Source organism: Bacillus cereus group sp. MYBKT111-2 (assembly GCF_051915205.1).
Classification (GTDB): domain Bacteria; phylum Bacillota; class Bacilli; order Bacillales; family Bacillaceae_G; genus Bacillus_A; species Bacillus_A paranthracis.
Genome location: NZ_JBQAEG010000019.1, coordinates 1 through 14,892, shown reverse-complemented (window position 1 = coordinate 14,892; position 14,892 = coordinate 1). Strand labels below are relative to the sequence as shown.

The following is a 14,892-nucleotide window of genomic DNA, read 5'->3' as shown; positions in this document are numbered from 1 at the left end:
GAACACGGAAGTTAAGCTCTCTAGCGCCGATGGTAGTTGGGACCTTGTCCCTGTGAGAGTAGGACGTCGCCAAGCAACTAAAAACACAAGTCTTTTGACTTGTGTTTTTTTATTTCCCATGAAATAGGTTCGGTTCTGCTAGTAAAAAATTCGAAATATAGTAAGGAATTTTTTGAGCAGAAATAGTAAGAAATTGATAAATAAATGGGTAATCTTCAGAGCCATAGCTTCCAAGTAAATCATACCACCAATCTGTTTCGTATCTAGAAATCATACTTAAATTGTAGAGCAATAAATAATGAACGAGAAGTTCAGGCAATACGGGTGTAGGATTTCTAGGGTCAGTTGTGAGTGGTAAGTAATAAGTATCAGCGAGATATTCGTAGTATAAAGGCGTACTATATATAGGATTCCACGATTGGATAGGAGCTGTAAAAAGTAAATTGGATGCGCTCGTTTTCCCGGGGACATGTTGCACGGATAAGTGCTTACAAATTGATTCAATATAACGTGAAAATCTTTCTGAAGTCATATGAAGTCGATCTAGTATATTGACTGAAAAGGAAAGTTCATTTGCATTTGTTGAATCAATTTTATATAAAGTGGAACCCCGCTGACTATAGCGAAATAAGTTTTGTAATTCAGGAATATTCCCCATTAAATCCAACATGTTAAACTTTTCTGATTCTAAGTGTTTCATGTGAAACAGCTGTTCTGCAACATGAGTAAATAGTCCATTTTTTTGTACCTTTACCTCATCTTCTAAAAATTGATATCCCTGTTTTTTCCGCTTACGAGTCGTAACGCCATGAGCTAAAACAGTAGTGGATTCAGGATAGTTTGGATCAATAGTTAATAAGCATGCTTTAAAAAGTTGGCTCATTCCATAAAACAATAACATTGGCTGAATCGAAAAGGGAGCTACCTTATATAATTCGTAATAATTTTTCCCGTGTTCTAAATAATAAATAAAAGGATAACAATTTTCAAAACCTTTTTTTTCGGCATTTTGTATTGAGGATTTTTCATAACAACGGGCAAGATAACGTTGTACATTTTGAGATGAAAAGAAGAAACTTAGTTGCTGCCAAGTACAATGTGTTTGATGCATATATTACGCTCCTTTTATTGTCTAAAAATTCTAACATATATATACGTCCTTGACAGTATTTTAACCAATTGATAAGCTACTAATAATAATTTCTGGTATCATGGGGGGAACAATTATGTGGGAATCTAAATTTGTTAAAGAAGGTTTGACTTTTGATGACGTATTACTTGTACCAGCAAAGTCAGATGTACTACCAAGAGAAGTAAGTGTTAAAACAGTTTTATCTGAAAGCTTACAGTTAAACATCCCGTTAATTAGTGCAGGAATGGATACAGTAACAGAAGCGGATATGGCTATTGCAATGGCTCGTCAAGGCGGTTTAGGAATTATTCATAAAAATATGTCTATTGAACAACAAGCCGAGCAGGTTGATAAAGTAAAACGTTCTGAAAGTGGTGTTATTTCAGATCCTTTCTTTTTAACTCCAGAACATCAAGTGTATGATGCAGAGCACCTTATGGGGAAATATCGTATCTCAGGTGTACCGGTTGTAAATAATTTAGACGAGCGAAAATTAGTTGGTATTATTACAAACCGTGATATGCGTTTTATCCAAGACTACTCAATCAAAATTTCCGACGTAATGACAAAAGAACAGCTAATTACAGCTCCAGTTGGTACAACGCTAGATGAGGCTGAAAAGATCCTACAAAAGTATAAAATTGAAAAACTCCCTCTTGTTGATAACAATGGTGTATTACAAGGGCTTATTACAATAAAAGATATTGAAAAAGTAATTGAATTCCCAAATTCTGCGAAGGATAAGCAAGGGCGCTTATTAGTTGGAGCAGCAGTTGGTGTAACGGCTGATGCTATGACTCGCATTGACGCATTAGTAAAAGCTAGCGTAGATGCAATCGTACTTGATACAGCCCATGGGCATTCTCAAGGCGTTATTGATAAAGTAAAAGAAGTTCGTGCAAAGTATCCATCATTAAATATTATCGCTGGAAATGTTGCTACTGCTGAAGCAACAAGAGCATTAATTGAAGCAGGGGCAAACGTAGTTAAAGTTGGTATTGGACCAGGCTCTATCTGTACAACACGTGTTGTAGCTGGGGTTGGTGTACCACAATTAACAGCGGTTTATGATTGTGCAACAGAAGCTCGTAAACACGGTATCCCAGTTATCGCTGACGGTGGTATTAAGTACTCTGGTGATATGGTTAAAGCTTTAGCAGCAGGAGCACATGTTGTTATGCTAGGTAGTATGTTTGCTGGTGTTGCTGAAAGTCCTGGTGAAACTGAAATTTATCAAGGTCGCCAATTTAAAGTATATCGTGGTATGGGTTCTGTCGGAGCGATGGAAAAAGGAAGTAAAGATCGTTATTTCCAAGAAGGAAATAAAAAACTTGTTCCAGAAGGTATTGAAGGACGAGTACCATATAAAGGACCTTTAGCAGATACGGTTCATCAATTAGTTGGTGGATTACGTGCAGGTATGGGATATTGCGGAGCACAAGATTTAGAATTCTTACGTGAGAATGCACAATTTGTTCGTATGTCAGGTGCTGGTTTACTTGAAAGTCATCCTCATCATGTACAAATTACAAAAGAGGCTCCAAACTACTCATTATAATGTCTTATATATAAATAGACGGAGATTTTATATCTCTGTCTATTTTTTTTTGATTATGTTAGAATAACGGTTATGTGAGTACATAGATATTGGGGGTAGCAAAAGTGAAAGGTATGTTTTGCAAAAGATTCATTGCACTAGTAACAATGCTTACACTAGCTTGTAGTATGTTGTTACCATATAGCAATGCATCAGCTGAAACAGGAGCTGCTTTAAATATTGAAGCAGGTGCGGCAATTTTAGTTGAAGCGAATTCTGGAAAAATTGTATATCAAAAGAATGCTGATGAATTATTATCCATTGCTAGTATGACGAAGATGATGAGTGAGTATTTAGTTCACGAAGCAGTGGATAAAGGAAAGCTTAAGTGGGATCAGAAAATTAAGGTTTCTGAATATGCGTATAAAGTTTCACAGGATGCTTCATTATCAAATGTGGCATTAGAAAATGGTGGCTCTTATACAGTAAAAGAGTTATACGAGGCAATGGCAATCTTCTCTGCAAATGGTGCAACGATTGCATTAGCAGAAGCAATTGCAGGTAAAGAAGTAGATTTCGTAAAAATGATGAATAATAAATCGAAAGAACTAGGGTTGAAAAATTATAAATTTGTCAATTCTACAGGTTTAACGAATAAAGATTTAAAGGGAATGCATCCAGAAGGAACAACAGCGGATGAAGAAAATAAAATGTCTGCAAAGGATGTTGCAACTTTAGCACAACATTTAATTAAAGATTATCCAAAAGTGTTAGATACAGCAAAAATCCCGAAAAAAGAATTCCGTCCAGAAAAAGAGAAGTTTGCAATGTCGAACTGGAACTGGATGTTAAAGGGCTTAGTTAAAGAATATGATGGCGTAGATGGCCTAAAAACAGGCTCAACTCCAGAAGCGGGAGATTGCTTCACTGGTACGGTTGAAAGAAACGGTATGCGTTTTATTTCTGTAGTGATTAAAACAAGTTCTCATACAGCACGTTTTGATGAAACAAAGAAGCTATATGATTATGGATTTGCTAACTTTGAAATGAAACAAATGTATAAAAAAGGTTCTTCAGTAAAAGGACAAGAAACAGTACGAGTAGAAAATGCGAAAGACAAAGATGTAGCAGTTCAAACGAAACAAGCCATTTCACTTCCAGTACCAAAAGGAAGTAAAGATGTTTATAAAACAGAATTAAAAGAATCAAGTAAGGGACAAGAGGCACCTATTAAAAAGGGAGCTGCGCTTGGTCAAATGGTAATTACGCCAAAAGATACAAACGATCCTGGATTTTTAACTGGTAAGTCGTTGCAAGTGGATCTTGTAACAACAGCTGAAGTAGAAGAAGCAAATTGGTTTACTCGTGCTATGCGCGGAATTGGTTCTTTCTTTAGTGGTATATGGAATAGTGCTGTTGATACAGTAAAAGGTTGGTTTTAAAAGCTCCTCATTGTAGGGGCTTTTTCTTATTCCTATTTTTCATACCGACTTTATGAAAAAGTAGTAGACAAGCATCTGATAGTTAGTGGTAGAATGTAAGAGTATTCTTAATTTTCGCCTTTAACGGGGAAAAGCAATTCACCTAGGGGGGTTTTTGTAACATGACAAATGTAACAGGGACAGAACGTGTAAAACGTGGAATGGCAGAAATGCAAAAAGGCGGCGTTATTATGGACGTAATTAACGCTGAACAAGCAAAAATTGCAGAAGAGGCAGGCGCAGTTGCCGTTATGGCATTAGAGCGTGTACCAGCAGATATTCGTGCAGCAGGTGGCGTTTCTCGTATGGCAGACCCAACAATTGTTGAAGAAGTTATGGGTGCGGTGTCAATTCCGGTTATGGCAAAATGCCGTATTGGTCACCTTGTAGAAGCACGTGTATTAGAATCATTAGGGGTAGACTATATCGATGAGAGTGAAGTATTAACTCCTGCCGATGAAGTATACCATTTAAATAAACGTGATTACACAGTTCCATTTGTATGTGGTTGCCGTGATATCGGAGAAGCTGCACGTCGTATTGCAGAAGGTGCATCTATGCTTCGTACAAAAGGCGAACCAGGAACAGGAAACATTGTAGAGGCAGTGCGTCATATGCGTCAAGTCAATGCAGAAATCCGTCAAGTTGCAAGTCTACGTGAAGATGAGTTAATGACATATGCAAAAAATACTGGTGCTCCTTATGAAGTACTACTTGAAATTAAACGCCTTGGTCGTTTGCCGGTTGTAAACTTTGCAGCAGGTGGTGTAGCAACACCAGCAGATGCAGCGTTAATGATGCAACTTGGTGCGGATGGTGTATTTGTTGGATCTGGTATCTTTAAATCAGAGAATCCAGCGAAATTTGCACGTGCAATCGTTGAAGCGACAACTCATTATGAGGATTACGAGTTAATTGCAAGCCTTTCTAAAGGATTAGGTAATGCGATGAAAGGTATTGAAATTTCAACGTTACTACCAGAGCAACGCATGCAAGAGCGTGGATGGTAATTGAAGGAGAACTTTAAAATGGTGAAAATCGGTGTACTAGGTCTTCAAGGTGCAGTTCGTGAACATGTAAAATCAGTTGAAGCAAGTGGTGCAGAAGCTGTTGTTGTAAAGCGTATAGAACAACTTGAAGAGATTGATGGTCTTATTTTACCAGGCGGTGAAAGTACAACTATGCGCCGTCTTATTGATAAGTATGCTTTCATGGAACCACTTCGTACATTTGCGAAGTCTGGTAAACCAATGTTTGGTACATGTGCAGGAATGATTCTTCTCGCAAAAACACTTATTGGCTATGACGAAGCACATATTGGTGCTATGGATATTACAGTTGAGCGCAATGCGTTTGGACGTCAAAAAGATAGCTTTGAAGCTGCACTTTCTATTAAAGGTGTGGGAGAAGATTTTGTTGGCGTATTTATTCGTGCCCCGTATGTTGTAAATGTAGCGGATAATGTTGAGGTACTTTCTACACATGGTGATCGCATGGTAGCGGTAAGGCAAGGGCCGTTTTTAGCTGCTTCTTTCCATCCGGAATTAACGGATGACCATCGTGTAACAGCATACTTTGTAGAAATGGTAAAAGAAGCGAAAATGAAAAAAGTTGTATAAGTAACTTGCAACTTGTATAAGATTATAGTAAATTGATGGTAACAATTTTATAAAATAAGCGTGTTGATAGGAAGTAGTAACAAATGTCGTTTCTTATAGAGAGTCGATGGTTGGTGGAAATCGATAGAAACAGTTTGTGAATCCATCCTGGAATGGAATGTGGAATATCTTTATGATTAGTAAACATTCCCGGTGAAGAGCCGTTATTTCTACTTGAGAGGAAAGCGGTAATGCTTTCAACTAGGGTGGCAACGCGGGTTAACTCCCGTCCCTTTATATAGGGACGGGAGTTTTTTGTGTTTTATAAAATAAAAGGAGGAGTATATAATGCTTGATATTAAATTTTTACGTACAAATTTTGAAGAAGTAAAAGCTAAGTTACAGCATAGAGGCGAAGATTTAACTGATTTTGGTCGCTTTGAAGAATTAGATACGAGAAGAAGAGAACTACTTGTTCAAACAGAGGAACTAAAAAGTAAACGTAACGAAGTATCTCAACAAATCTCTGTATTGAAGCGCGAAAAGAAAGATGCAGAAGCTCTAATTTTAGAAATGCGTGAAGTTGGAGAAAAAGTAAAAGATCTTGATAACGAACTTCGTACAGTTGAAGAAGATCTAGAAAGATTGATGCTATCTATTCCAAATATTCCGCACGAATCTGCTCCAGTTGGTGAAACAGAGGATGATAATGTAGTAGCTCGCACTTGGGGAGAAGTGAAGGAATTTGCTTTTGAACCAAAACCACATTGGGATCTTGCTACAGATTTAGGAATTCTAGATTTTGAACGTGCTGGAAAAGTAACAGGAAGCCGCTTCGTATTCTACAAAGGTGCTGGCGCAAGATTAGAGCGTGCTTTAATTAGCTTTATGCTTGATCTTCATACTGATGAGCATGGATATGAAGAAGTATTACCTCCGTATATGGTAAACCGTGCAAGTATGACAGGGACAGGACAACTTCCGAAGTTTGAAGAAGATGCATTCCGTATTGAAAGTGAAGACTACTTCTTAATTCCAACAGCTGAAGTACCTGTAACAAATATGCACCGTGATGAGATCTTAAATAAAGAACAATTGCCTATAAGATATGCTGCGTTTAGCTCTTGTTTCCGTTCTGAAGCAGGTTCAGCTGGCCGTGATACACGTGGTTTAATTCGTCAGCACCAGTTCAATAAAGTAGAGCTTGTGAAGTTCGTAAAACCAGAAGATTCTTATGAAGAGTTAGAAAAATTAACAAATGATGCAGAACGCGTGTTACAATTATTAGAGTTGCCATATCGCGTTATGAGCATGTGCACAGGCGATTTAGGATTTACAGCAGCGAAGAAATACGATATCGAAGTATGGATTCCAAGCTATGGCACATATCGTGAAATCTCTTCTTGTAGTAATTTCGAGGCTTTCCAAGCAAGACGTGCAAATATCCGTTTCCGTCGTGAGCCAAACGGCAAACCAGAACATGTTCATACATTAAATGGATCTGGTCTTGCAATTGGACGTACGGTGGCAGCTATTTTAGAGAACTACCAACAAGAAGATGGTACAATTATAATTCCAGAAGTTCTTCGCCCTTATATGGGAGGAAAAACAGTTATTAAGTAAATTTATAAACATTCATCGGTATGAGTGATTGGTAATTATGAGCGTTGTCAGTACTATGATGTAGGAAAGGAAAAGTAAAATTTTCCTTTCCTCATAATTTATTTTAGTAGGGTTGACTAACTGTTTTTCTTTTGATATTATATTTGATGTCAATATGGAGGTATACCCAAGTCTGGCTGAAGGGATCGGTCTTGAAAACCGACAGGCGGCGAGAGTCGCGCGGGGGTTCGAATCCCTCTACCTCCTCCAGATATAATTGACAACAGCGCATATAAGTGGAGATTGGAGAACTCGTTACCACACGTAACGAGTTTTTATTTTAAAACCAATCATAAAGTATGGTGTAAGGCGATTTTGTCCTTATTACACACTCATATTCCGATGATTATCTTCATAGATATGAAAGGAGTCAACATGGATCTTATTATACAAACGTTTCCTTTAGATGGAAAAACTTTATATTATGTACAATGTCCTGTCTGTAAGAACAATAGAATTTTAAACAGTGGTGCAAATGTATCACGCATTATTAGCGATGATACATTCCGTAAACTTTGTGGTTGCACTTGTGATGTAAAGCAAACTGCAACAAAAGTAGAGGCACCAAAAAAAGTTAAAAAAGAAGCTGTAAAGAAAGAAGCAGCTCCAAAACGTACAGGTAAAGTATTAACAGCAGTAATTAACGGGAAAGAAATGACTGTTAAAGAGATTGCTGAGGCGTACGATATTAGTACAAGTACTGTTCGTCAGCGTATTAACGCTGGAAAACCTGAGAGTGAAATTATTGCTCCAACAAAGAAAAAGTAATTTAATAGAAAAACCCGTGCATATGCACGGGTTTTTTATTTTACAAGTTTACGTGTTTGTTTTAAAAAATGACCGATTTTTTTTATGATTGGTTCAATGGAATCGCCATCTTTTAAAATATCGTATTCATTAATGTTTAATCGTAAAACAGGGCATGAATTAAAGTTGTTAATCCAGTTTTCATAACGCCCATGCATCTCTTTCCAATACTCGATTGGTGTTTGCTGTTCCATCGGACGTCCACGTTCTTGGATACGATCAACAATATCATCGAAAGAACCTTCTAAGTAAATTAATAAATCTGGATGTGGGAAGTAAGGGGTCATGACCATAGCGTCAAATAAACCTTTATATGTTTCATAATCAGTTTCCGTCATTGTACCTTTTTCGTGATGCATTTTTGCAAAAATGCCAGTGTCTTCATAGATAGAGCGATCTTGAACAAAACCGCCACCGTATTCAAAAATTCTTTTTTGTTCTTTAAATCGTTCTGCTAAAAAATACACTTGTAAGTGAAAGCTCCAGCGTGTGAAATCAGCATAGAACTTGTCCAAATACGGATTAGAATCTACCTTTTCAAATGATGTGCGATACCCTAAAGCGTTAGCCAATGCAGTTGTCATAGTGGATTTACCGACACCTACTGTTCCAGCGATAGTGATTACTGCGTCATTTGGTATATCATATTTTTGCCTTAAATTCATTATTATTTCGACTCCTTTAAGAGAGTATTTTGAAGGGCAGATAGGATGACGTTTAAATCATCAGGATTTTTTACAAAATCCATATCGTCTCCGTTAAATTTCAATACTGGGATATCTGGATGGTCCTTTTTAAAAGCATCCATTGCTGTTTCATAATCTTTTGTGAGCTGTAGTAAGTAATTTGGATCCATATTTTTTTCGAATTCTCTTCCGCGCATTGCAATTCGCTTTTGTAATGTTTCTAGGCTAGCTGTTAAATAAACGATAACGTTTGGAACTGGCATATCTTGTGTAAGGATACGATAGATTTGCATGTACTTGTCGTATTGAGAATCTTTTAATGTACGGGATGCAAAAATTACATTTTTGAATATATGATAATCCGCTACTACTGGCTTCCTTTGATTCAAATACTTTATGTTAATATCTTCTAATTGTTTGTATCTATTACAAAGAAAGAACATCTCTGTTTGAAAACTCCATTCGTCGATGTCTTCATAGAACTTTCCTAAAAAGGGGTTTTCATCAACAATCTCTTTCAGTAAGTGGAGTTGCATGTGAGTTGAAATTTCCTTCGCAAGTGAAGTTTTTCCAACACCAATTGGTCCTTCAACCGCGATAAATGGTACTCCGGTCACGCTGTTTCCTCCTTTCAATCAGTGATTTACCGTGACTACTAAAAACACAAAACAGAATTATTGTAGCACAAGAGGGAAGCGAGCGGGTTAATTTGATATAAAAAGTTGGAAAATAGATATATGTATTAATTAAATTTTATTTGAAACGACGGTACTATATTTGCTTTTAATGTGGCTTCCATTATTTTTAAAGCATGCAGGTTATCCTGATCATCATTAGATGCAATACAGTCCTGTGGTACATACAATGTATAATTCCTCATATGAGCATCGTTAGCTGTAAAGAGGATACATATATTCCCGGCGACACCTGTTAATATTAGATTTTCTATTTTTAAATAGCCTAATAAAGAATTTAAAGGTGTTTCATAAAAAGCAGAGTAATGTGGTTTAATAAAAATATAATCATCAGCATTTGGAGCGATCTTATGAATGATATTTTTACTATACTCATTTGTACAATGAGTAATCAATTGGTCAATATCAGACCTCCAAAGTTGATAATGGTCATTAATATAAATGATGGGGCAACCGAAGGATTTCATTGTTTTCTTTAATTGTAAAATGGGATTGGTTATAATTTCGCATTTTTTGGCTAGGATAGGCCCGTGTGAAAATTGAAAGTCATTAATCATATCGATAATGAGTAAGGCGGTATTCTTCATATGTAATCCCCTCTCTTTTTTTCTTAGGGTGGATTGAATTTATAAAAGTTATCCCATGTGTAGTAAATGGAAATAAGTGTACTTTATTTGTAATGAAAGGACTATGTTATGGAACGTGATCAAGATATTTATTTTATGCAGTTAGCAATAGAAGAGGCTAAAAAAGCAGAGGCAATACAAGAAGTACCGATTGGGGCAGTTATAGTGTTGGATGGTGAAGTAATTAGTGTTGCTCATAATTTAAGGGAGACTGAGCAAAGATCGATAGCTCACGCTGAGTTGTTAGCTATTGATGAGGCATGCAAAAAATTAGGGACATGGCGTTTAGAAGATGCGACGTTATATGTAACATTAGAGCCTTGTCCGATGTGTGCGGGTGGAATTGTTTTATCACGAGTAAAGCGAGTTGTATATGGTGCGAGTGATCCGAAAGGTGGATGTGCAGGGACATTGATGAATCTGTTAACGGATGAACGCTTTAATCATCAATGTGAAGTAGTAGCTGGTGTATTAGAAGAAGAGTGCGGTACGCTGTTAACGAACTTTTTTAGAGCGCTTCGTAAAAAAAGAAAAGCGATTAAGAAATTAGAGAAAAGTAAAGAGAATTAACGTATTTGCATTTTATAAAAAAACAAGTTATACTGATAGTGCCTTTAATGAAGGCAACCGAATATTGGTTTTAACTTTGCCGTGCTAAGCGGGGAGGTAGCGGTGCCCTATACTCGCAATCCGCTCTAGCGAGGCCGAATCCCTTCTCGAGGTTATGTTGCTGTAAGGCCTGCCTTAAGTAAGTGGTGTTGACGTTTGGGTCCTGCGCAACGGGACCCCGTGAACCTTGTCAGGTCCGGAAGGAAGCAGCAATAAGCGGGTCTTCTCGTGTGCCGCAGGAGTGCCTGAACCGAGCTAACTGCTTAAGTAACGCTTATGGTACGTAATCGACAGAAGGTGCACGGCAGTTATATATGTATACAAAACTCACCTTAATACTAAGGTGGGTTTTTTGTATAGAAAATAACTTTTGGAATCTATAAACAGAATGGGTTATAATAAATGAGATAATAACCTTTGAGGGAGGCCGTATTTTCGTGTCATACCAAGCGTTATACCGAACATGGAGACCGCAAAAGTTTGAAGATGTAGTCGGTCAAAAGCACGTGACAAAAACGTTGCAAAATGCCCTTCTTCAAGAGAAAGTTTCACATGCTTATTTATTTTCTGGGCCGAGAGGAACAGGAAAAACGACAATTGCAAAAGTGTTTGCAAAAGCAATTAACTGTGAACATGCTCCGGTAGCTGAACCTTGTAATGAATGTCCTTCTTGTTTGGGGATTACACAAGGATCTATTTCAGATGTATTAGAAATTGATGCGGCTTCAAATAACGGTGTAGATGAAATTCGAGATATTAGAGATAAAGTAAAATATGCTCCAAGTGCTGTAGAATATAAAGTATACATTATTGATGAAGTTCACATGCTTTCCATGGGTGCCTTCAATGCGCTTTTAAAAACGTTAGAAGAACCGCCAGGACATGTTATCTTTATTTTGGCGACAACAGAACCGCATAAGATACCGCCTACAATTATTTCGCGTTGCCAACGTTTCGAATTTCGAAAGATATCAGTAAATGATATTGTTGAGAGATTATCGACAGTTGTGAACAATGAAGGTACGCAAGTAGAAGATGAGGCATTACAAATTGTTGCACGTGCCGCTGAAGGTGGTATGCGTGATGCGCTTAGTCTTATTGATCAGGCAATATCTTATAGTGATGAGACCGTTACGACAGAAGATGTATTAGCTGTAACAGGGTCTGTTTCTCAGCAATACTTAGGCAACTTAGTAGAATGTATACGTGAAAATGATGTATCAAGAGCATTACGTATCATAGATGAGATGATGGGTAAAGGGAAAGATCCAGTTCGCTTTATGGAGGATTTCATTTACTATTATCGTGATATGCTTTTATATCAAACTTCACCACAATTGGAACATATGTTGGAACGAGTAATGGTTGATGAGCAATTCCGGACGTTAAGTGAAGAAATGCAGCCGGAAGTAATCTATGAGATCATTCATACTCTTAGTAAAGCACAACAGGAAATGAAGTGGACAAATCATCCGCGAATTTTCTTAGAAGTTGTTATGGTACAACTGTGTCAACAGTTTATGATGCAAGCAAATGGTGCAGATCGTTTACAAGCAATTATGAACAGGATGCAGCAATTAGAGAAAGAGTTAGAACAAGTCAAAAAGAATGGTGTGCCGGCCGGTGTGCAGCAGGAAGTCAGAGAGACGCGTGCAGCACCAAAGCCAGTACGGACAGGAAGTATGAAGATACCTGTCGGACGCGTAAATGAAGTATTAAAGCAAGCGAAGCGTCAAGATTTAGAACAATTAAAAGCTGTATGGGGAGAGTTGTTAGGAAGACTCAAAGCATACAACAAAGTAGCGTTTGCTGTTTTATTAGAAAATAGCGAACCGGTAGCGGCTTCGGATGATACTTACGTTTTAGCGTTCCAATATGAGATTCACTGTAAAATGGCAAGCGAAAATCGAGAGGCTATGGATACAGTGGAACAAACTTTATTTGAATTGCTAAGTAAAAGATTAAATATGATTGCCATTCCAAAAAGTGAATGGGGTAAAATCCGTGAAGATTTTTTACAGCGTGAAGGTGGAAGTTCTGAAGAAAGCCCAGAGAAAAAAGAAGATCCTCTCATAGAAGAGGCTGTAAAATTAGTAGGGCAAGAACTCATTGAAATAAAAGAGTAATAATAATTAGGAGGAATTAATTATGATGCGTGGCGGAATGGGAAATATGAATAACATGATGAAACAAATGCAAAAGATGCAAAAGGAAATGGCAAAGGCGCAAGAAGAACTTGGCGAAAAAACAGTTGAAGGTACAGCTGGCGGCGGTATGATCACAGTTATTGCAAATGGTCATAAGCAAATTCTTGAAGTAAAAGTGAAAGAAGAAGTTGTAGATCCAGAAGATATCGAAATGTTACAAGACTTAGTGTTAGCTGCAACAAACGATGCACTTAAGAAAGCTGATGAACTTTCAAACTCTACAATGGGTAAATTTACAAAAGGCTTAAACTTACCGGGTGGAATGTTCTAGGAGGATATTGATATATGCATTATCCAGAACCAATATCAAAACTAATTGATAGTTTTATGAAGTTGCCAGGAATCGGACCGAAAACAGCGGTTCGATTGGCATTTTTCGTATTAGATATGAAAGAAGATGATGTGTTAGGTTTTGCAAAAGCACTTGTAAATGCGAAGCGAGACTTAGCATATTGTTCTGTATGTGGGCATATTACTGACCGTGACCCTTGTTATATTTGTAACGATTCACATCGAGATCAATCAGTTGTTTGTGTCGTACAAGAACCGAAAGATGTAATCGCGATGGAAAAGATGAAAGAGTATCAAGGTGTATATCATGTGTTACGTGGTGCTATCTCTCCAATGGAGGGAATTGGACCAGAGGACATTAATATCCCACAACTTTTAAAACGACTACACGATGAAACAGTACAAGAAGTAATATTAGCAACAAATCCTAATATTGAAGGGGAAGCTACAGCGATGTATATATCCCGCCTCTTAAAGCCGACAGGTATTAAAGTAACTCGTATTGCACACGGTCTGCCAGTTGGTGGAGATTTAGAATATGCAGATGAAGTGACACTGTCGAAAGCGTTAGAAGGTCGTAGAGAAGTATAAGAGGAGAAACAAAAATGTTCTTTCAAAAAAAGGGTAAATTGCGTAAAGAGTATGATGATAAGCTAATTGTACTATTAGAAAAGGTGAAGAATGAATGGTTACGTCAAAAGAGAATGGTTGAACAAAGTGTTGAACCATCTCAAGATGTACTTTGTTCTTTGAAAATAGCAGAGGCGAAATATTTCTTCTTACTAAAAGAAGCAAAACGTCGTCCTGTAAAGATGGAACAATGGTAAAAGGTTCTGCTGAAAAAGCAGAGCCTTTTTATTTTATTCGTTTGGAAAGATCGATTAATGGTTTTTGTGAAGAACGTGTAGCCGAATCAAGGTGAATAAGATGAAACGACTGGAGTTATATAATAAACGTTCTTTTTTATCGTCTTGTCCCATACAAATAAATGTGTATAGGTCATTCATAAGGAGGAAAAAATGAATTCTACAATTATTATTGTTGGTATTCTTGCGTTAGTTTTTATTTTCCTTGTTTTTGGTGTTTCTTCTAAGCCGTTACGTTTTATAGGAAAAGCGCTCTTTCATGTTACTTTGGGAGTAGCATTACTTTTTATCGTAAATGTTGTAGGAACGTATTTTGATTTTCATATTCCAATTAACTTGGGCACCGCAACAATCACAAGTTTATTAGGTCTACCTGGTGTTGCTGCATTAGTGGTTATTAAGCTTTATATCATGCCAAGATAAATTTATTTTGGCATTTTTTTTAAAAGTGTTGACTTACAAATGATTAATATGGTAAATTAATAAGCGTCGTCAGGAACGAAAGAAAAAAGTTGTTGACAGATTTAACGCAAAATGTTAAATTATAAAAGTCGCTGAAACGCGATGTTGAACTTTGAAAACTAAACGAAACAAACAACGTGAAACGTCAATTTTTATTTTATGATGCTAGACAAACTAACTTTATTGGAGAGTTTGATCCTGGCTCAGGATGAACGCTGGCGGCGTGCCTAATA

16 protein-coding genes, 1 tRNA gene, 1 other RNA gene and 1 other annotated feature are annotated in these 14,892 nt (G+C 37.2%); of the genes, 14 read left to right on the top strand and 4 right to left on the bottom strand.

What is annotated here, in order from left to right; all coding sequences use genetic code 11:
- Positions 1–109: 109 nt before the first annotated feature.
- The gene (locus ACTFNE_RS27070) at positions 110–1,111 is read right to left on the bottom strand and encodes a YaaC family protein (protein ID WP_046199624.1); all 1,002 of its coding nucleotides are present in this window, start codon (positions 1,109–1,111) and stop codon (positions 110–112) included.
- A gap of 115 nt (positions 1,112–1,226) precedes the next feature.
- Between ACTFNE_RS27070 and guaB the strand changes: the two genes are divergently transcribed.
- The 7 genes from guaB to ACTFNE_RS27035 all read left to right on the top strand — a co-directional run bounded on the left by guaB (position 1,227) and on the right by ACTFNE_RS27035 (position 8,178).
- Positions 1,227–2,690 (top strand): IMP dehydrogenase, encoded by a 1,464-nt coding sequence (gene guaB, locus ACTFNE_RS27065; RefSeq protein ID WP_000264079.1) that lies wholly within the window; start codon positions 1,227–1,229, stop codon positions 2,688–2,690.
- A gap of 113 nt (positions 2,691–2,803) precedes the next feature.
- Positions 2,804–4,111, top strand: a complete 1,308-nt coding sequence (gene dacA, locus ACTFNE_RS27060; protein WP_141108674.1) for a D-alanyl-D-alanine carboxypeptidase DacA — start codon at positions 2,804–2,806, stop codon at positions 4,109–4,111.
- Between the two features lie 161 nt (positions 4,112–4,272).
- A complete protein-coding gene (gene pdxS / locus ACTFNE_RS27055; RefSeq protein ID WP_000186156.1) occupies positions 4,273–5,160 on the top strand; it encodes a pyridoxal 5'-phosphate synthase lyase subunit PdxS in 888 nt (295 codons plus the stop codon).
- 18 nt (positions 5,161–5,178) lie between these two features.
- Positions 5,179–5,769 (top strand): pyridoxal 5'-phosphate synthase glutaminase subunit PdxT, encoded by a 591-nt coding sequence (gene pdxT / locus ACTFNE_RS27050; protein ID WP_000238781.1) that lies wholly within the window; start codon positions 5,179–5,181, stop codon positions 5,767–5,769.
- A 54-nt stretch (positions 5,770–5,823) separates the two neighbouring features.
- Positions 5,824–6,045, top strand: a binding site (T-box leader).
- Positions 6,046–6,096: 51 nt separating this feature from the next.
- Complete coding sequence (serS, locus tag ACTFNE_RS27045; RefSeq protein ID WP_000884181.1) at positions 6,097–7,371, top strand: serine--tRNA ligase; 1,275 nt, start codon at positions 6,097–6,099, stop codon at positions 7,369–7,371.
- A gap of 156 nt (positions 7,372–7,527) precedes the next feature.
- Positions 7,528–7,620: transfer RNA gene (locus tag ACTFNE_RS27040), tRNA-Ser, on the top strand.
- A gap of 165 nt (positions 7,621–7,785) precedes the next feature.
- A complete protein-coding gene (locus ACTFNE_RS27035) occupies positions 7,786–8,178 on the top strand; it encodes a DUF3797 domain-containing protein (RefSeq protein WP_000364200.1) in 393 nt (130 codons plus the stop codon).
- Positions 8,179–8,213: 35 nt separating this feature from the next.
- On the opposite strand, the gene ACTFNE_RS27030 is transcribed toward ACTFNE_RS27035, so the two are convergent.
- The 3 genes from ACTFNE_RS27030 to ACTFNE_RS27020 form a co-directional block, all read right to left on the bottom strand.
- On the bottom strand, positions 8,214–8,882 hold the full coding sequence (locus tag ACTFNE_RS27030) for a deoxynucleoside kinase (RefSeq protein WP_001053585.1): 669 nt from the start codon (positions 8,880–8,882) through the stop codon (positions 8,214–8,216).
- A gap of 2 nt (positions 8,883–8,884) precedes the next feature.
- Complete coding sequence (locus ACTFNE_RS27025; protein WP_270706511.1) at positions 8,885–9,520, bottom strand: deoxynucleoside kinase; 636 nt, start codon at positions 9,518–9,520, stop codon at positions 8,885–8,887.
- 125 nt (positions 9,521–9,645) lie between these two features.
- Entirely contained in the window at positions 9,646–10,185 is a 540-nt protein-coding gene (locus ACTFNE_RS27020) for an isochorismatase family cysteine hydrolase (protein ID WP_000798715.1), read from the bottom strand.
- 108 nt (positions 10,186–10,293) lie between these two features.
- Here ACTFNE_RS27020 and tadA point away from each other — a divergent pair, with 108 nt between their 5' ends.
- From tadA to ACTFNE_RS26985, 7 genes are all read left to right on the top strand, one after another.
- Entirely contained in the window at positions 10,294–10,794 is a 501-nt protein-coding gene (gene tadA, locus ACTFNE_RS27015; RefSeq protein WP_000439009.1) for a tRNA adenosine(34) deaminase TadA, read from the top strand.
- A 79-nt stretch (positions 10,795–10,873) separates the two neighbouring features.
- Positions 10,874–11,138: signal recognition particle sRNA large type (gene ffs, locus ACTFNE_RS27010), an RNA gene on the top strand.
- A 132-nt stretch (positions 11,139–11,270) separates the two neighbouring features.
- The gene (dnaX, locus tag ACTFNE_RS27005) at positions 11,271–12,959 is read left to right on the top strand and encodes a DNA polymerase III subunit gamma/tau (protein ID WP_000121557.1); all 1,689 of its coding nucleotides are present in this window, start codon (positions 11,271–11,273) and stop codon (positions 12,957–12,959) included.
- Between the two features lie 25 nt (positions 12,960–12,984).
- Entirely contained in the window at positions 12,985–13,311 is a 327-nt protein-coding gene (locus tag ACTFNE_RS27000) for a YbaB/EbfC family nucleoid-associated protein (RefSeq protein WP_001996460.1), read from the top strand.
- 14 nt (positions 13,312–13,325) lie between these two features.
- A complete protein-coding gene (gene recR / locus ACTFNE_RS26995) occupies positions 13,326–13,922 on the top strand; it encodes a recombination protein RecR (protein WP_000559169.1) in 597 nt (198 codons plus the stop codon).
- 14 nt (positions 13,923–13,936) lie between these two features.
- Positions 13,937–14,158, top strand: coding sequence for a YaaL family protein (locus ACTFNE_RS26990; RefSeq protein WP_000466020.1), 222 nt, complete (start codon positions 13,937–13,939; stop codon positions 14,156–14,158).
- Positions 14,159–14,350: 192 nt separating this feature from the next.
- Complete coding sequence (locus tag ACTFNE_RS26985) at positions 14,351–14,620, top strand: pro-sigmaK processing inhibitor BofA family protein (RefSeq protein WP_001089263.1); 270 nt, start codon at positions 14,351–14,353, stop codon at positions 14,618–14,620.
- The last annotated feature ends 272 nt before the right edge of the window (positions 14,621–14,892 follow it).